Origin of the sequence: Thermoactinomyces vulgaris, assembly GCF_005886755.1 — a bacterium.
GTDB classification, from domain to species: domain Bacteria; phylum Bacillota; class Bacilli; order Thermoactinomycetales; family Thermoactinomycetaceae; genus Thermoactinomyces; species Thermoactinomyces vulgaris.
This window is the reverse complement of sequence record NZ_CP039710.1, coordinates 1,541,137-1,557,614: the sequence shown is the minus strand read 5'-3', so window position 1 is coordinate 1,557,614 and position 16,478 is coordinate 1,541,137. Positions and strand designations below refer to the sequence as shown.

At 44.7% G+C, this 16,478-nt stretch carries 19 protein-coding genes; 8 read left to right on the top strand and 11 right to left on the bottom strand.

Features of this window, described 5'->3' with window-relative positions; translation table 11 throughout:
• Window positions 1-77 precede the first annotated feature (77 nt).
• Window positions 78-404 (top strand): hypothetical protein, encoded by a 327-nt coding sequence (locus tag FA954_RS07945; RefSeq protein WP_121874081.1) that lies wholly within the window; start codon window positions 78-80, stop codon window positions 402-404.
• A 267-nt stretch (window positions 405-671) separates the two neighbouring features.
• On the top strand, window positions 672-818 hold the full coding sequence (locus FA954_RS13670) for a hypothetical protein (protein WP_156097719.1): 147 nt from the start codon (window positions 672-674) through the stop codon (window positions 816-818).
• A 641-nt stretch (window positions 819-1,459) separates the two neighbouring features.
• Here the strand turns inward: FA954_RS13670 and FA954_RS07940 are convergent.
• From FA954_RS07940 to FA954_RS07930, 3 genes are all read right to left on the bottom strand, one after another.
• Window positions 1,460-2,251, bottom strand: a complete 792-nt coding sequence (locus FA954_RS07940; protein ID WP_138614986.1) for a sulfite exporter TauE/SafE family protein — start codon at window positions 2,249-2,251, stop codon at window positions 1,460-1,462.
• Between the two features lie 163 nt (window positions 2,252-2,414).
• Window positions 2,415-2,600, bottom strand: coding sequence for a hypothetical protein (locus FA954_RS07935; protein WP_049720095.1), 186 nt, complete (start codon window positions 2,598-2,600; stop codon window positions 2,415-2,417).
• Window positions 2,597-3,556, bottom strand: a complete 960-nt coding sequence (locus FA954_RS07930) for a GAF domain-containing protein (protein ID WP_062843001.1) — start codon at window positions 3,554-3,556, stop codon at window positions 2,597-2,599. Before FA954_RS07930 ends, FA954_RS07935 begins: the two co-directional genes overlap by 4 nt.
• 236 nt (window positions 3,557-3,792) lie before the next feature.
• Between FA954_RS07930 and FA954_RS07925 the strand changes: the two genes are divergently transcribed.
• Both FA954_RS07925 and FA954_RS07920 read left to right on the top strand, forming a co-directional pair.
• Window positions 3,793-4,623, top strand: coding sequence for a serine hydrolase (locus FA954_RS07925; protein WP_138614985.1), 831 nt, complete (start codon window positions 3,793-3,795; stop codon window positions 4,621-4,623).
• A gap of 108 nt (window positions 4,624-4,731) precedes the next feature.
• Window positions 4,732-5,346, top strand: a complete 615-nt coding sequence (locus FA954_RS07920) for a PH domain-containing protein (protein WP_138614984.1) — start codon at window positions 4,732-4,734, stop codon at window positions 5,344-5,346.
• Window positions 5,347-5,436: 90 nt separating this feature from the next.
• Here the strand turns inward: FA954_RS07920 and FA954_RS07915 are convergent, their stop codons facing one another.
• Window positions 5,437-6,432 (bottom strand): MDR family oxidoreductase, encoded by a 996-nt coding sequence (locus FA954_RS07915; RefSeq protein ID WP_049720099.1) that lies wholly within the window; start codon window positions 6,430-6,432, stop codon window positions 5,437-5,439.
• Window positions 6,433-6,531: 99 nt separating this feature from the next.
• Here FA954_RS07915 and FA954_RS07910 point away from each other — a divergent pair, with 99 nt between their 5' ends.
• Window positions 6,532-7,302: an arylamine N-acetyltransferase family protein gene (locus FA954_RS07910; protein WP_049720100.1), complete on the top strand. Its 771-nt coding sequence runs from the start codon at window positions 6,532-6,534 to the stop codon at window positions 7,300-7,302.
• Here the strand turns inward: FA954_RS07910 and FA954_RS07905 are convergent.
• The 3 genes from FA954_RS07905 to FA954_RS07900 form a co-directional block, all read right to left on the bottom strand.
• The gene (locus tag FA954_RS07905; protein ID WP_231855183.1) at window positions 7,274-8,200 is read right to left on the bottom strand and encodes a S66 peptidase family protein; all 927 of its coding nucleotides are present in this window, start codon (window positions 8,198-8,200) and stop codon (window positions 7,274-7,276) included. The two genes, FA954_RS07910 and FA954_RS07905, sit on opposite strands and share 29 nt — an antisense overlap.
• A 28-nt stretch (window positions 8,201-8,228) precedes the next feature.
• The gene (locus tag FA954_RS13665; protein ID WP_165489744.1) at window positions 8,229-8,435 is read right to left on the bottom strand and encodes a hypothetical protein; all 207 of its coding nucleotides are present in this window, start codon (window positions 8,433-8,435) and stop codon (window positions 8,229-8,231) included.
• A gap of 144 nt (window positions 8,436-8,579) precedes the next feature.
• Window positions 8,580-9,800 (bottom strand): cytochrome P450, encoded by a 1,221-nt coding sequence (locus FA954_RS07900; RefSeq protein ID WP_037994450.1) that lies wholly within the window; start codon window positions 9,798-9,800, stop codon window positions 8,580-8,582.
• Window positions 9,801-9,896: 96 nt separating this feature from the next.
• On the opposite strand from FA954_RS07900, the gene FA954_RS07895 reads away from it, so the two are divergent.
• Window positions 9,897-10,406 carry a PadR family transcriptional regulator gene (locus FA954_RS07895; protein ID WP_037994448.1) on the top strand — a complete coding sequence of 170 codons (510 nt, stop codon included), beginning with the start codon at window positions 9,897-9,899 and terminating at the stop codon, window positions 10,404-10,406.
• Between the two features lie 27 nt (window positions 10,407-10,433).
• Here the strand turns inward: FA954_RS07895 and FA954_RS07890 are convergent, their stop codons facing one another.
• From FA954_RS07890 to FA954_RS07880, 3 genes are read right to left on the bottom strand one after another with little or no spacing between them, the layout of a single operon-like run.
• A complete protein-coding gene (locus tag FA954_RS07890; RefSeq protein ID WP_037994446.1) occupies window positions 10,434-10,898 on the bottom strand; it encodes a pyridoxamine 5'-phosphate oxidase family protein in 465 nt (154 codons plus the stop codon).
• A gap of 12 nt (window positions 10,899-10,910) precedes the next feature.
• Window positions 10,911-11,981, bottom strand: a complete 1,071-nt coding sequence (locus FA954_RS07885) for a M42 family metallopeptidase (protein WP_037994444.1) — start codon at window positions 11,979-11,981, stop codon at window positions 10,911-10,913.
• A gap of 2 nt (window positions 11,982-11,983) precedes the next feature.
• A complete protein-coding gene (locus FA954_RS07880) occupies window positions 11,984-12,640 on the bottom strand; it encodes a YneB family resolvase-like protein (RefSeq protein WP_037994443.1) in 657 nt (218 codons plus the stop codon).
• 81 nt (window positions 12,641-12,721) lie between these two features.
• Between FA954_RS07880 and FA954_RS07875 the strand changes: the two genes are divergently transcribed.
• The gene (locus tag FA954_RS07875) at window positions 12,722-12,904 is read left to right on the top strand and encodes a DUF896 domain-containing protein (RefSeq protein WP_037994442.1); all 183 of its coding nucleotides are present in this window, start codon (window positions 12,722-12,724) and stop codon (window positions 12,902-12,904) included.
• Between the two features lie 95 nt (window positions 12,905-12,999).
• Window positions 13,000-13,902 (top strand): DMT family transporter, encoded by a 903-nt coding sequence (locus tag FA954_RS07870; protein ID WP_037994440.1) that lies wholly within the window; start codon window positions 13,000-13,002, stop codon window positions 13,900-13,902.
• Window positions 13,903-14,006: 104 nt separating this feature from the next.
• Here the strand turns inward: FA954_RS07870 and FA954_RS07865 are convergent, their stop codons facing one another.
• Window positions 14,007-16,136, bottom strand: coding sequence for a Piwi domain-containing protein (locus FA954_RS07865; RefSeq protein ID WP_121874085.1), 2,130 nt, complete (start codon window positions 16,134-16,136; stop codon window positions 14,007-14,009).
• Window positions 16,137-16,478: the final 342 nt, after the last annotated feature.

The following is a 16,478-nucleotide window of genomic DNA, read 5'->3' as shown; positions in this document are numbered from 1 at the left end:
TGAAAAACGATTGTGAAATGTAACATGAAACAGACATGTTCCCATGTTATCAAAAAAACACCGGGAGGAAAATGACCATGGGGGTTGGACCGAATCTTGTCATGTCAGGATGTTTCGCGCTTTTCACGCTGGTTTATTTTTTGCTTCAACGGCTTTACGGGGCGGATGTTCGCCTGTGGATGCTGATTTATTTTCCCGTACTCCTGTTTGTCATGACCTTTAGCTTCAATCATTGGCAACAACCGTTGAAAAGATTCATCGACCGGTTGAAAGAGCAGGCGCAAGCGGGTTTTTGGAAATGTATCATGATCATTGCAGGCATGGTTCTTTTCTGGGTGATTGCCATCATCTTGTTGATCGGGGTTCCGCTCGCTGTTTTTGAGCCCGAAGTTGCAAATCAATGATATCCATATCCGGTGGTTGTTGAAAAATCATGTGTTCCATGTATTATGAAATAGACATATTCCCATGTTATCAAAACATTGCAGGAGGGAGATGCGGTGAAAGTCGGTAAAAATTTATTATACTCTGCATTATACGCTTTAATTTTGCTTGGTATCATATTGATAAGAAAAAATTATGACGACGAAGAATTTCCTCAATGGATGGTCTTTTATTTCCCTGTATTATTTTTTGTCGCAACCTTTTGCATCCTTCATTGGAAGAAACCCTTGAAAAGAACCTTGGACCGGATGAATGAATGGGCGTATGACATGAGCTTCTGGAAAATCATCGTCATGATCTTAAGCATCCTGGTTTTTTCGGTGGTTGTCGTCGGGATCTTTATTGTATTGCCCATCATTATCTTTGAATCCTGAACTTCCGCAGATCCATTGATACATATGATATCTGGCAGGGTTTTAAGAATGACAGATATCGGAAACGAACAGCCGGTAAAAATCCAAGCGCCCGGGAAACCTGTATATGGTGTCTCGGGCGTTTTTTGTATGGATTTAAAGAAATTTATTTTTACAAATCCAATCCGATCATCAGAATGGATCTTTAATCGGAAATAAATGTAAAACAGACAGCCTAAACGACTGGGGATGAATGGTTCTATTGGAAATAACCAGTGGATCCCTCCTCCAAAAAACCGTTATATACGGTTACAAAATCTATATTTTGTAACGTTGTCAGTTGATGAGGGAAAAAGCAGACACCGATTTCTCAAAAAATGGCATTCCCCCCTTGGATGTTATCTCATTAAGAAAAGTTAACTATAGTTTTGAGAAATAAAAAATGTTTAATGGCGCATCGAAACATTCGCATTGGGAATTGAATAAAAAACACGGAATTATTTCTTTTATTATTAAAAACGATTTTTCTGTATTTACTGAACATTGTGCGCAGACCCGGCTGCTTCGGTCGTGAAACACAAAGCTGCTCCCTCCCCCCTGCGCGTAAAAAATGAATTTGAATTTGCCCGGCGGTTCTCTTTATGAACATTTGAACCGCCGGGTTATCCGATATAGATTGCGAGATAATCATACCAGATTTTCAAAAATGTGATGGCGATGACAAGGGTCAAGCCGACCCGCAATGTACGGGGATTTGTTTTCTTGCTGACCATCGCTCCCGCCGGCGAGGCGATCAGTCCGGAAATTGCCAGAATCATGGAAGGAAGCAGCAAGATTTGATCCGAAACCAATTTGGCCGCCACCGATCCTGCAGAAGATACAAAGGCGATCGCAAGGGACGTGGCAATGGCCGTACGGGTGGGAATTTTAAAAACAAACAACAGGACCGGCACCAGAATAAACGAACCGGACGAACCGATGATACCGGAAAAAACCCCGACAACCAACGTAATCCCCATCACCGTCGCGGGATGAGAAACGATTGGACGAGCCGCGGTTTCCTTTGTCTCTTTTTCGGAGTGAAACATCATCCATACCGCCAAGGTAGCCAAGATGGCGTAGATGAAATGAATCCATGTTTCACTCAGCCATTTGGAACCATATCCACCGAGAAAACTCCCGGCCAATACGGCCGTTCCCATATAAACGGCCAGCGATTGATTGAAGGATCCCCCTTTCCCGTGAACAACGAGTCCCGCCATGGACGTGAAAAACACTTGAACCGCAACCATCCCTGTAACGTCATGAGCGGAAAATGCAGGGAATCCAAACAAAGGCGGAAGATACAACAACACCGGATATTGAACGATGGCTCCGCCGATCCCCAACATTCCGGAGAGAAAAGATCCGATGGCACCAAGCAGAAAAATCAGCACCATGAAACTGACATCCATTGCCGTACACTTCTTTCTGTTTGATTTTCAGGGCCTCCGAATCAATCCGGAGAATCCTGAATTCCCTTCTGTAGCATAGTGCTTTCAAACGCCTTCGTCAACAGCGTCAAAAAAGCCTCCTCCTCCCTTTTGCCGGTGAAAAACAAAAAAGAACATGAAAAAATCATGTTCTTTTCGAAGGGTTTGACTTGAACAGTTTGACGAACTTCCGCTTCACTTTTAACCGCTCGTGGTCAAACAGTCCGTTTTTCATTTTCTCCATCAATTCTTCCCTGCTTAATAATCCTTCGCGATACATCCGGTTCAGTTTTTTTCTTTCTTCATACGATGGTTTGCGTCCTTGCGTCATAGATGATTCCCACCTCGGTGTTTAAGATCGTTGTAGACCAGTGGAAAGAGCAAACTGGCAAACAATGCAGCCCGTTCAATTTCGATATCTTCATAAGCATCAACCGGCGCTCCGGTAATGGTCAGAACCCCTATCCGGGTGGGTTCCATCATTCCGGCTTTGATCGGCACACATAATATGGTGCGATATACCTTGCGTGAATTCTTTTTTTGGTCATATTCATAATCCGGGGATTCGACATCAGGCACATAATAAATTTCTTTTGTTCTCCATGCACGACCCGCTGCACTGCCATGGATCGGGGGTTCATATATTTTTACGCGGTGAGAGTGTCCGCTGGAATGGGCGAAATGCACAAGAACATCATTTTTTTCAGGATGTTTGACGTGAATGATGACCCGGGGTTGCTTTTTTCGGAAATTTTTCAGCGTGTTCACCAGATAGTCCAGCAAATTCATGAAGATTTCATCGCGGTTTTGCCGGAAGCGGTTTTGATCGGCGATGGCCGCGGCCACTTCTTCAATGGTATACATAATTTGAGACATGGTGTAGGTTTCATCGTTGTATTTGCTGTCCAATTCTTCATATAAACTTTTTAAAATCTCAATTTCATCTTCCGCTTTGGCCAATTGGGTATTCTGTTGATCAATCTGCTGGTCTTTTTCTTTTAACAAATCCATTAATTCTTGCCGGTCCTGTTCCAGAAGCAGCACTTTCTTTTCCAGCTCTTCTTTCTCGTTTCGGCAAGTGTCCAGTTGGATCATGGCCATTTGGCTGTTTTGGTCCCCTTCTTCCAAACTGCGGCCCAACCAATCATTTTTTCCTGTGGCATAACGATAAATATGGATCACCAAGGTGGCTGTCAGACCGACAGCAATAATAATCACTAAAAAGTCAAAAAACCATCCTGAATTTTTATTTAACATCTCCAGTAACTCGATAAGATCTTCCGTCATTGTTCCGCTCCCTGTTTTATAAAGATCAGTCTTTTGCAATGTCTGGATGGATTGTTTGAGTTTTTAGATCCTGAATGATATGAAGTTTCTGTTATTGATTCCATTATACAACAAAACGACAAACAGATATTAATATTTTAAAACAAGGAAAAAAGTTATATTTTTATGAATAAATAGAAATGACCCCGGAATTGCATTAGAATATTCATGACGTCAAATGATCAGGGGGATGGTTCATGAACGGACAATCGCCGTTCCAAAAGTTGAGCGGTTCTTTGGATGCCTGGAAGAAAAAATCTTCGGGGATTTGGGGGATCTGGATGGAAGATCTGAACACCGGAGAAAAATGGATTTGGAATGAAAAGCAACCTTTTGTGGCAGCCAGCATGATCAAAGTACCGGTGATGGTGGCGGTTTACCGGGCCCATGCGCTAGGAAAACTTTGCTTGAGCGATCGGATTGAATTAAGACGGGAAGACAGAGTCGGCGGTTCGGGGGTTTTGCAGCATCTTTCATATGGAACGAAATTTACCATTCAAGACTTGGTCACCTTGATGATCATCCAAAGCGATAATACAGCAACCAACCTTTTGATTGACCGGTTGGGGAAAGAATTTGTCCAAGAAACACTCCTTGCACTGGAAATGACCGATACGGTTTTCATCAACCGCCTCCATATTGTCCCGGCCGGCTCGAATATAACCAATCAAATCACTGCCAAAGACATGGCCCGTTGTTTCCGGCTGCTGGCAACCGGTCAAGCCGTTTCCCGTGATGCCAGCCGAAAGATGGTCGAAATATTAAAAAAACAACAATGGCGGAATTGCCTGCCCGGACGGCTTCCTCCCTCCGATTCCGAAATCATCGGCAGTCTGCCACGATGGGAAATGGCGCACAAAACCGGGTGGGTCAACCAAACGCTTCACGACGGGGGAATTTTATACATCGCTTCCCATTCCTTGATCTTGGTGGTATTAAGCAGCGGGCTGGATCATCATCAAGCGCAACGGGAAATCAACCATATCGGCAAATGGGTTTACGATGCCTATACCCAGGCCTCCCGATGAAAAACGGGCCGGCTGATCTTTTTTAACCGTTTTATTCCAATTATGGTACCATACGAATGGGACGAAATATCCAACCGTCAACAAATCACACGGGAAAGGTTGATTCAAATGTTTGTAAAAGTCGCCTCGGATGTGCTCGGATTGAGTGAGATCGGGTCCGTGATCAAACCGGAAGATTATGACAAAGTTGAATCGGACGATTTTGTGATGCACGAAGATAATGAGAGAATCTATTTTTTGATCAAATCCAAAACCGATGAGTATTGTTTCACGAATAAAGCGTTAATTCATCTGGACGGAACCAGCGCAACAAGCAAAAAACGTTCTCTTTACCGCTTTGATTACAGCACGCACAAGATTTCGGAAGTGACGCTTGAAACCGCCGGAACCGTCGATTTGGACATCGAACTCAAATTCAAGATCGGATCCAGAGTGTTCTCCATTGATGTCCATAAAAAACATTTGGATGAGTTGAAAGACTTATACAAAGCGTTGTTGAAAATCGCTGAAATCTCCCGTGATAACGAAATTATCCTGGAATACGCCAACCGGAGTCTCAATCTGGCTTCGTCCACTTTAAGCCAGCTACGGACCACCGAACACAATCCGGTCGAGCAATTCAAAGAGTTAAATCAGGCGGCATTCTCCTGGCTTGTTGAAGCGAGAAATCAGTATCATGTCAAAGATTACGGGTTTGTGTTTGAACGTTATATCAACCGCTGATGAACATGCATTTTTAAAAAAGTCCTCTTTATCGATCCAAAGAGGACTTTTTTGTGACCACACCGCAAAAATCATCATTGAAATAAACGCTTACAATGACTGAACATCGATCACGATCCGCCCTTTGACGTCGCCGCTTAAAATCTTTTCGCTTAAAGCCGGAACATCGCGAAGGCCGTGAACTTCGGTGAGTTGGTCCAAAAGTTCTGCCGGCAAAAGTTCCGACAGACGGTTCCACGCTTGGGTTCTTTCATCCGCCGGGCAGGTGTTGGAGTCGATGCCGACCAATTTGATTCCGCGCAAAATAAATGGATATACCGTGGTGTGAAGCGAATGGCTTCCGGCCAAGCCACAAGCGGCCACGGTTCCGTAATAGCTCATCTCACTCAACACATGAGCCAACGTGTCACCGCCCACCACGTCCACTGCGCCTCCCCACCGTTGGGATTCCAGCGGACGGGACGCTTTGGAAAGTTCTTTCCTGTCAATGATTTTGCTTGCACCCAGGGATTTTAAAAAGTCATGGTTGTCCGGACTTCCGGTCGATGCGGCAACCGTATATCCCAGACGGGACAAAATGGCTACGGCCAAGCTTCCGACCCCTCCGGATGCCCCGGTAACCAAAATCGGTTTTTCCCGGTTGATTCCATGCCGCTCTAAAGCCGACACGGCCAGCATGGCCGTAAGCCCTGCGGTCCCCAGACTCATAGCATGTTTCAATTGAAGGCCGGACGGGAGCGGAACCAGCCATTCGGGTTTCGCGGTTGCGTATTCGGCATATCCTCCCCAGTGTGTTTCTCCGGTTCCCCATCCGGTTAAAATCACCTTGTCGCCGGGTTGAAATGCGCTGTTTTTGGATTTGACCACCGTGCCGCCCAAATCGATACCGGGAACCATGGGGAATTTGCGGACGATTTTCCCGCGATTTAAAACGGCCATTCCGTCTTTGTAATTCAAGCTGGAATACTGAACGCGAATCAGAACATCTTCTTCCGGCAAGTCCTTGATCTTCAGTGTTTGAAAAGAATGGGAATATTGATCTTGCTTCCGGTCCACAACCAATGCGATAAATTCACGATCTTGCACAGCAACAACCTCCTTCAAGCAAATACTTCTCTATTTCCAACATAATTCCTTTCCGATACAATAAGAAGTGCGCGAAGAAAAGGAAAAGGAGACATCAGAATGATTCCTCAATACCTTGCGCGAATCGGTGTTCAACCTCCGGTTCCGGTCCATCTTCCCGGCCTCACCAGGTTAATGCAAAAACACCAACAACACATCCACTTTGAAAACCTGGATATTCTCTCCGGCCGGTCCATTCAGTTGGATCCAATCTCCCTCTTTCAAAAAATCATAATTAATCACCGCGGAGGCGTTTGCTTTGAGTTAAACGGCCTGTTTCATTTGCTCTTAAACGAATTGGGGTTTGACGTGCAAATGGTTGCAGGAACGGTATACGAACCGTCCAGCGGTGATTGGGGATTGGAAGGAACCCACCTGGCCAATCTTGTTTATCTGAATGATGAAAAATATCTGGTTGATGTGGGTTTTGGCGGAAACGCCCCGCGTCGGCCGGTTCCATTATCCGGAGAAGTTGTGCAAGATATTGCCGGACAATACCGGATCCGTTCCAACCCGGATCGATACGTCCTGGAGAAAAAAGAGCCCGGGGCTGAAAGTTGGCAGGTCTTATACCGGTTTACAGGGGAAGCGAAAACATTTCAGGATTTTCATGAAGCTTGCCGTTTAATCGAAACTTCCCCCCGCTCTCCTTTTAATCGCTCCATTTATATCTCCAAAATGACGCCGGACGGCAGAGTCTCTTTGATCGGCCGAAAGCTGGTTCAAGTGACCCCGTCCGGAAAAGAAAAAAGAGAAGTGAGCGAAAACGAACTGCCCGCTTTGATCCGGGAAATATTCCAAATCAGGTGGGAATCACCGGAGGCTCAGTGATTTGAACCCTTCCCCGCTCGGAATCCATTCTCACTTTTCCGCCAATGGGCAATGTGAAATTGGGTCGGCAATGTCCGGCGGAAAGGCCGTAAAAGCAAGGGATGCCGAGCGGGGCGAAAAAGGTTTCAATCATTTCCCGAAACGGGAGGGAAGGTTTGTCGCGGCCGGGTTCGGCGAGCCGGAAATCAGAGAGAATCACTCCCCGCACATGTTCAAACTTGCCGGCCAGCCGCAATTGATTCAGCATGCCGTCGATGGCATACACTTCTTCATTCACATCTTCCAGAAGCAAAATTTTGTCCCGAGTGTCCACCTCATAAGAGGTTCCCACGGCCGAACGCAACAAACTCAGATTGCCGCCGGTCAGTTCTCCTTCCGCCACGCCGGGAACAATGGAAAAGAAGTGTTCATTCGGGGTGTAACTCTTCACATCCCGGCCGGATAAGACGGAAAACAATACGCCCCAACTTTCTTCATCGTACCGTTCGCCGGACAATTCCGCACCCATCGGGCCGTGAAAAGTGACAAGGCCGCAGATTTGCCGGATGGCAATGTGAAGCGCCGTGATATCGCTGTATCCCACAAAAATTTTCGGATGGTGGCGAATCACTTCATAATCGATCCGGTCGATGATGCGCAAACTTCCATATCCGCCTCTCAAACAAAAAACGGCTTTCACCTCCGGATCGAGAAACATCGCTTCCAAATCATCTTTCCGGTATGAATCTTTCCCGGCCAAATATCCATACGCCTTGCCGGCCGATTTTCCGGTTTTCACCGGATAACCAAAGCCGGAAAGCATGCGGATGCAATCTTCCAACTCTTTTTCGCGAACCGGACCAGCCGGTGCAATCAGGCCGATGGTATCCCCGGGCCGCAAAGCTTCAGGTTTTATCACCAAACCCAAATTCCCCCACCTCTTGTCGTCAGAATAAAAAAGGGAACACAAAGGCAACCCAAACCACAACGGCTGCGACATAAATCGAAAGAAGCAGCCAAACGATTTTTCTGCGGCGTTTGACATAACCTTGGTTTTGTTCCGGACTCTGGTTGACCCCTAATCGGATCGTGATGATCAACGAGAACAAAATGCAAAGTCCGACAAAAATCCAGAGCCAACTGTTTTGGAACAATGACATAACCCCTTTTCCAAAGTATTATCTATCCCCCCTATCATATCATGGCTTTTGTGCTTTGCAATCTCAGGTAAAAAGAAAACACCTTGAGACGGACTCAAGGTGTTTTCTGTCAGGAGATGAGTTCGATGATCAATGTTGTCATGCTTTTACCAAGCGGATCGGCAAGTTTTTCAACGACTGTCCCACACCGGAAGCAATCAAATGATCGGTTAATTTAAAGTTTTCCACCGGATGGATGTCGGCAAAGCTTTGGACAAAGGTGGTCAGTGCAATTCTGGCTTCCATGCGGGCCAGCGGAGCCCCCAGGCAGAAATGCGGTCCGGATCCGAACGTGAGGTGTTGCTTGTTATTGGGACGATGGATGTCAAAGGTTTCCGCATTGGCGAATTGGGCTTCATCCCGGTTTGCCGATCCGGCCCATGCAATGATCATTTGCCCTTTCTTCATCAAAGGGCCGAAGACATTGGTGTCTTTTACGATCCGGCGGTCATTGGAGGCCGGAAAGCGGAAACGAAGCACTTCTTCAATCAGATTGGGGACAAGGGAGATATCCTCGCGCAACTCTTGATAAACCCCCGGTTGATCGAACAACATGCAATAAAATATATTAGCAATGAGCATGGTTGTGGTTTCATTACCGGCACCGAGCAACCCTCTGCTGGAATCAACAACTTCTTCATCACTTAACCGTTCGCCGTGAAGTTCGGCCCGGGTCAGGTCGGAAATGATGTCATCAGCAGGGTTTTTGCGTTTTTCTTGCACAATGGGATATAAGTATTCGCGGAATTCTTTCAAAGCTTGTTGTTTTTTCTCGGCAATATCGTCATAGTGTTCTTTTTCATAGGGACGGAACAAGATATCGGACCAATGCTTGATCAAACGCCAGTCTTTGTTGGGAACCCCCAGCAGATCGGCAATGACAGTGACGGGTAACGGAACGGCCAGTTTCTCCACGATATCCACCGTTTCGTGTTTTTCCATTTCGGCAATCAAGTCATTGACAATGGCTTGGATCCGCGGTTCCCATGAATCCAGGCTGCGGGGGGTGAAAGCTTTGGCCAACAGCGCACGTCTTTTGCGATGTTCCGGCGGGTCACAAAAGTTGATATTGGCCCGGTTGTCCGTTCTGGGAGTGGGGATCAAACTTCTGGTTTTTACGTTGGAGAAAAGTTCATGATCGGACAGGACCCGTTTGGCATGATCATACAAAAACACATTCCATACGTCTTGTTCTTCATCGTAATATACCGGATGGTTTTCTCTCATTTCTTTGTACCATGCATAAGGCTCCCATTGCTCTTCTTTGGTTTTGAGTTTGGAAATTTCAGGAACGATGATGGTGTTGTTGGTATCACTCAACGAAAATCCCTCCCTATGTTAGGATAACATATGATAAATTAACTTAGAATATGACGCCGGAGCGATTCGCAAAAATTTCAAATCAAGGTGATGTCCATGTATGCAGAAATATTGATTTTGGGGGAACTGATGTCAGGTCCCAAACATGGTTATGAAATCAAACGCAACATCCAAAACGCACTCGGCGATGAATTTGAAATCAACAACAACTTGTTGTATCCCGCGTTGCGCCGTTTTGTGGAAATGGGCGCCATTTCCAAAGAAGTGATTCAGTCAGAAGGAAAACCAAACCGCCACGTCTATTGTTTGACCGAAACCGGGGAGGAAATCTTTCTGGAAATGATCTGTGACTTCCCGGGTAAACTGGCGGCAAGACAAATCGAATTTTTAGTCAGGGTGGCATTATTTGACCGGTTGGAACCGGAAATACAACAAGAAATTATGCAAAACAGACAGGAAGTGTTACAAAAAAAACTGGAATACTACCGGAAGGTTGAACAAGATCATGTGCAAAACCCTTATGTATTGAAAGTGATCGATTTCCAAAAAGCCCAGGCGGAGCTCGAATTGGACTGGATTCAAAGCCTGTCGCAAGAGATTGATTAATAAAAAAAGACCCTGAAAGTGGGTCTTCTATTTCTTCAACCCGGATACCGTTTCGGTCCACCGCCGGACAACGGATTCCGGATCATATAAATCAAAGCGGATGCCTGAAGTAATCTCAGCGTATTTGGCTGTATCCTCTTTAACGGAAACCACCTTGGCCGCAAACCGCTCCCGGTTGTGTTTGTCATCCTTCAAGGCGGGCAGCGGTTTGATCGCCAGCCGGACATAGTGCACTTTTCCTTTGTGGACGGCGACCAAGGTTGCTTGTTGGGTTCGTTTTAAATTGGCGACGGTATGGGTCTTTGGCCAGAGGGCAATTCTCAATTCCTCATGGTTTAAAGCAACCACTTCCCCCACACTGACCATAGCAGCATGCGGCCAGCCGTCTTCGCTGACCGAAAGCAGCATCATGGCCTCCCGTGTTTTGTCTTCCAAGTCGTTTCCATCCAAAAAGCAAAACAGTTCTTCGGAAATGGCGGTTTGACTCATCATCCCTTCCCTTTCTCAGGCAAGCAAAGATTGGTATGTGGAACGGTTAAGGTTTTTGATCAGTTTGACGGCAAATTCTTTGGCTGCCGCGATGTCCTCTTTATCGACAATGGTTATGTTGGAATGAATGTAGCGTCCGCAAATCCCGATGGCGGCCGACGGCACTCCGATTCCGGTTTGATGGACGCGTCCGGCATCCGTCCCTCCTTGCGAGACAAAGAATTGATATGGAATGTCATTGGATTCCGCGGTGTCCAGCAAGAAGTCCCGCATGGCCGGCAGCGGAATCATCGAGCGGTCATAAATCCGGATCACGACCCCTTTTCCGATTTCGCCAAACCCGTCTTTCACTCCGGGAGTGTCACCGGCGGGACCGACATCCACGGCAAAAAAGACATCAGGATCAATCATTTTGGCAGCCGTTGCCGCTCCCCGGGTGCCGACTTCCTCTTGCACCGTGGCGCCGGCATACAAGGTGTTGGGGTGCTTCTCGTTTTGCAATTCTTGCAACAATTCCACCGCCAATCCGCAGCCCAAACGATTGTCCCAAGCTTTGCTCAACAGGCGTTTTCCGCCTTCCATTTCCACAAAGTCACAATGCGGCACCGCAAAGTCCCCGACTCTGACTCCCCAGCTCTTTGCCTCTTCATCGCTGTCGGCTCCGATATCGATAAACATCTGGGAGATTTCCATCGGTTTGCGGCGTTGTTCCAAACTGAGCAGATGCGGCGGGGTGGAACCGATGACACCGGGGATTCGTTTGCCGGTGCGGGTCACAATTTCCACACGTTGCGAAAGCATGACTTGTGACCACCATCCGCCCAGAGTTTGAAATTTGAGAAATCCGTTGGAAGTGATTTTGGTGATCATAAACCCGACTTCATCCATATGGCCGGCGACCAACACTTTCGGGTCCGGAGCGTTTCCTTTTTTGACTCCGAAAATGCCTCCCAACCGATCGGTCAGGACTTCATCCGCCAACGGGGTTATGTAAGAACGCATCCACTGGCGCACTTCATGTTCAAAGCCGGAAGTGCCGGGGATTTGTGTCAACTCTTTGTAAATATCCAAATTGACTTCAGCCATGGTTACTCCTCCATCTTTTCTTGTTGATTTTTCCATTCTTGATATCGCCGGTGAACGGTTGCGCGGGAAACCGGATAGCCAAAACCTTTCAACGTTGCGGCGATTTCTTCGAATGTCAGATTTTTTTCTTTCAATGCCACGATTTGTTCCACCGGAAGTTCTTTCCGTTCTCTTCCTCCCATTCCCTGGTTCTTAAGATTTTTCGCCGGATTGTATCCTTTCTCCCGGATGGCGCGTCTCATTCCCCAACTGATCTTCTGGTTCATCATTTTCCGTTGCAATTCTTCGACTTTGGCGATGATGGCAAGCACGGTGGATTCCCCGGCTTCCAATTCCAACTCGCCCTGATGCTGTTTGGAATAGATGCGGCAACCGGAACGGTCCAGCTGATGGATAATCGCCAATTTTGCTTCTCCCCGTCCCAAGCGGGTGTCATCCTGGATCAAAATGGCGTTTGCTTTCTCCTTTTTAATCGTCTCAAACATTTGATACAACCCCGGCCGGTTTAAATCGAACCCGCTGTGTTGCTCCTTAATCACCTGACACACATCCATTTTTAATATTTTTGCCCATTCGGTCAAAACTTCCACTTGCCTTTTAAGGCTGGTTTCCTGTTCTTCTTTTTGTGTGCTGACTCTCGCATAAATGATCGCTTTCATCGCAAATCTCTCTTCTCATCCTCTCACATTCTTGCCAGACTTCGTTGAATTCGGTACAGTGAACAAGAAGGAGTGATTGGAGTGATCAATGAACAACTCATACAGCGAATCAATGAACTGGCCCGCAAAAAAAGAACGCAGGGTTTGACAGAGGAAGAAAAAAAGGAACAAGCCAAGCTGTATCAAATTTACCTGAAAGCGATCCGGGGACAAGTGAAACAGCAGTTGTCCCGGGTGCGCTTTGTGGATGAACCCAAACATTGATGAATGGTTTCGATTTCCATTATATTGTACATTCTTTCTTCCCACAATGAGACCGCAGTCAAACCGGCAGAGTTTTTTGGCAGGAGGAAAGCAAGATGAAAAAATGGTGGCTCGGTCCCCTTTGCTTAAGTGCCGCCGCTTCCATCTGGGGCGGAATGTATGTAATAAGCAAAGTGGTTTTAAATACCGTTCCTCCTTGGGTTTTGTTGGAGATGCGTTTTGTCATCGGTTTGTGCGTGTTGGGGGCTTGGGCTTTTTTGGCCCGCGAATGGAAAATTGACCTCCGCGATGTGAAACAGATGGCCTTGATCGGATTGATCGGTTATACCGGTTCCATTGGATTGCAATTTGTCGGCACGCATTTGTCCGGGGCTTCCCTCGGCTCACTGATTACTTCCGCTTCCCCGGCACTCATATCCGTTTTCGCTTGGAAACTGTTGCGTGAAAGACCCGGTTTTCGCAAAGGATCGGCGCTGATCATCGCAACCGTCGGGGTGATCCTTGTCATCGGTTATCCAGCAGAAACCGGCTCTTCCACCTTCACCGGCAATCTGATCTTGTTTGGCGCCGCGGTCACTTGGGCACTTTATACCGTATTGAGCCGGGTGCAAACGCTCAAATATTCTTCACTCACCGCGACATTTTGGGCCAACCTTTTTGGCGTGTTGTTTACCTTTCCCGTCAGTTGGTGGGAATGGCACGCCAAAGGAGTGACATGGCCGACGGATTGGGGGATATGGCTGGGCATCTTATATTTGGGAATCATTTCGACTGCTCTTGCTTTTTATTTATGGAACAAGGGATTTGAATATATCGACGCCTCCGTCGGGTCCCTGTTTTTCTTTTGCCAGCCTGTAGTCGGTACCCTGCTCGGAGCCTGGCTGTTAAATGAGAAACTCACATGGAACTTCTATCCGGGGGCATTTTTGATCATCGCCGGCGTCGCGCTTTCATCCATGGACAAAACAAAAAAAGAAGCAACCAAAACGGTTGCGTGAAGATAGGATTAATTGAAATTCCAACTTGATTAGTAGTGGTTATTTTATGTAAGAAAAAAGCCCTCTCAGTAATAGAGAGGGCTTTTAAAAAAATTATATCCATTTTACACAAATCCAATCCCTTTTTTTTGAGAAGATAAATAACCCCTGCTGAAGAAAGTGGAACTTTTATCAGCATAGTTCGTTGTCACCGGTAAACGTACTTTGCGATCGGTATGAATGTTCATGAATGACAAATGATAGATATCTTCTACAATTTGTTCCAGTGTCATTTCTCCTATTTTCTTTACTATTTTTATAGGTTTCGACATCCCAACCTTTTCATATGGATTCGTCGAGCAAAGATAAGCCTTTTGGGCATTGTCATCAAGATAGGCAATTCCAGGAACATTGACGTATTTCTTTTTTATATCATCAAAATATGCCATTCTCCGACCACATTCTTTAATCACCGAAATGTAATCAAAAGCAATTGATTGGCCATTCGTGAGATCTCGATTGGATAATATATCTTTGATCCAGTCAATTTCCTCCACATATCCCCTGCCATCCCGATGAAAAACAATATGTTGAGGCATTTTTCCAACTTTCTTTTGATAATAATATAGAACATGAATTACCATAGTTTGAATGGTTTCCTTACTGACTTTTTCTCCCGCTTCTGCAGAAGAAATAGGTTGAGAGAAGATTTGGCTGCCATCTTTGCCGAACACCTGAACAATTCCCGTGGTATGTCGGCCATTTTCATGGCTTACATCATAACCAACATAACAATCTGCATGTAATGGCTGATGTAATACCCAAGGTTGCAATCCTGCTTTTGTATAAATTCCTAAGAGAATCTGTGGGATCGTATATTCATTTTTCAATGAATCAATAAGAATGACTTGGGTATGAGCTCCACGAGTTCCTCCTAATTCTTTTTTTATGGTAGAATAAACCTCTTCTCCTTCTTGTTTTGTTTCATCAAGAAGAACTACAGATATGATATCAGTGTCTAAATTGATATCTTTCAAATGAAGCCTAAGAGCGTAAGGATTAGAAGTGGGGAGAATTTGATTACCTGTACATTGTAATTTAATTCCCCATTGTCTTGATCTATTTTCCATTTTGGTTATGAACGCTTCGGACATCTTTTTCTGCCACTCTCTTTCAAATGGCTGATCGAGCAAAAGTTGATAATAAATAGGCGAAGAAACTGAATCATATATTTTATGCCTTAGAAAAGCTCCTTTTAAGTCCCGATGGTTACACGTGGCACCATTTCCAATACGAAGCAGTGGATCTGGCACAAGACGACGACGATACCCTAACTTGGCGATATTCAAATTGTTTTTTTCAAAACCAATTGGAAAATATCGATTTTCAAAGGCATCAATAATCCTTTTCATTATTTCTATGGAGTAATTTATTTTGTCATTAGGATTTAGTTTAATAGAGGAATGTTCTTTTGCGGGGACGTCTTTCATCAAGCATTCTTTTTTTAATAATTGAGGCGGATAAGGATACACTTTGCCTGATTTAGATCGAACAAGGATAGCTGGCATATTTGGCTTCTTAACTAAATGGCAATATATACTTGGTTTAGTTTTATAATGTTGAATGATACTCTTATTACCCAATTCCGGTAGAGGATCACTGATAGTCTTGTCAGAAATACCCTCAAACTCATAATGTGCACTATTCAAAAAATCAAATACCTTGTCACCCTTGTTAAGTTTCTTTTCCTTTAAAGCTTTTATAATGGTATGAGTAGACTGAATGGAGTGTTTTAGTTCAAAGCCAATGAAGATGTCACCTTTCTCCTTTACAGTAATATCAATATATATTCCACGATGAATTTTACATTTGGAGAGAGATTTTATCGGTTCCTTTTCAATAATACTTTGCTCTGTTGACATAAAATGATTACGGTTTGAATCCCTTAATCCATCGAAAATCAATCTTTCCAATAATTTTCTTTCTTGTAAGCTTTCTTCCGATTGGTCCAGTTTAATGGAGCGATATTCATATTTCTCATAACCTTTTGGTACAATAGTTAGTTTTTCGAATGAACCAATTAACGAACGATAAAAAGATATTGTTTTGCGGTTCTTTTGTCTTAAATCACGAGTATATTTCCCATACTCATAATCAATTTTTTCCAAGTCTTTAACCGGCATACGGTAGATATGAATCTTAATTTCACTGGCATGAATCCCAGCTTTATACTCTGTTAATATATAATTATCCAATATGCTCCCTCCTGCACTCAGTAAATAACTAATATTTTTAATAATAATTTTATTTTTATATAATTATATTTCTTTATTTTTTTCTAAAACCCTTCTTTGGTCAATATAAGCCCACTGAATTGCTTATTAGTCAAAATTACTTCTCAACTTGTTGTATAGCGGTTTTTTCTCATTCATTTATTAATTTTATAAACTTAATATTAATCATAAGTTGGAGCAAAAAAAATTACTTTCGATAGTCTTGAAAACTGCTGTGAAGAAGAGATTATGTGATTTATAGTTGTAAAAAGCATTAAAAAAGAAGCACTTACAAACCGAAGTGCTTCTTTTTTTGATGAATTT

What these genes read in the sequence shown, in the direction of transcription:
- FA954_RS07945 (WP_121874081.1), top strand. Translation starts at nt 78, where the DNA reads ATGGGGGTTGGACCGAATCTTGTCATGTCAGGATGTTTCGCGCTTTTC.
- FA954_RS07940 (WP_138614986.1), bottom strand. Translation starts at nt 2,251, where the DNA reads ATGGATGTCAGTTTCATGGTGCTGATTTTTCTGCTTGGTGCCATCGGA.
- FA954_RS07935 (WP_049720095.1), bottom strand. Translation starts at nt 2,600, where the DNA reads ATGACGCAAGGACGCAAACCATCGTATGAAGAAAGAAAAAAACTGAAC.
- FA954_RS07930 (WP_062843001.1), bottom strand. Translation starts at nt 3,556, where the DNA reads ATGACGGAAGATCTTATCGAGTTACTGGAGATGTTAAATAAAAATTCA.
- FA954_RS07925 (WP_138614985.1), top strand. Translation starts at nt 3,793, where the DNA reads ATGAACGGACAATCGCCGTTCCAAAAGTTGAGCGGTTCTTTGGATGCC.
- FA954_RS07920 (WP_138614984.1), top strand. Translation starts at nt 4,732, where the DNA reads ATGTTTGTAAAAGTCGCCTCGGATGTGCTCGGATTGAGTGAGATCGGG.
- FA954_RS07910 (WP_049720100.1), top strand. Translation starts at nt 6,532, where the DNA reads ATGATTCCTCAATACCTTGCGCGAATCGGTGTTCAACCTCCGGTTCCG.
- FA954_RS07895 (WP_037994448.1), top strand. Translation starts at nt 9,897, where the DNA reads ATGTATGCAGAAATATTGATTTTGGGGGAACTGATGTCAGGTCCCAAA.
- FA954_RS07890 (WP_037994446.1), bottom strand. Translation starts at nt 10,898, where the DNA reads ATGATGAGTCAAACCGCCATTTCCGAAGAACTGTTTTGCTTTTTGGAT.
- FA954_RS07885 (WP_037994444.1), bottom strand. Translation starts at nt 11,981, where the DNA reads ATGGCTGAAGTCAATTTGGATATTTACAAAGAGTTGACACAAATCCCC.
- FA954_RS07880 (WP_037994443.1), bottom strand. Translation starts at nt 12,640, where the DNA reads ATGAAAGCGATCATTTATGCGAGAGTCAGCACACAAAAAGAAGAACAG.
- FA954_RS07870 (WP_037994440.1), top strand. Translation starts at nt 13,000, where the DNA reads ATGAAAAAATGGTGGCTCGGTCCCCTTTGCTTAAGTGCCGCCGCTTCC.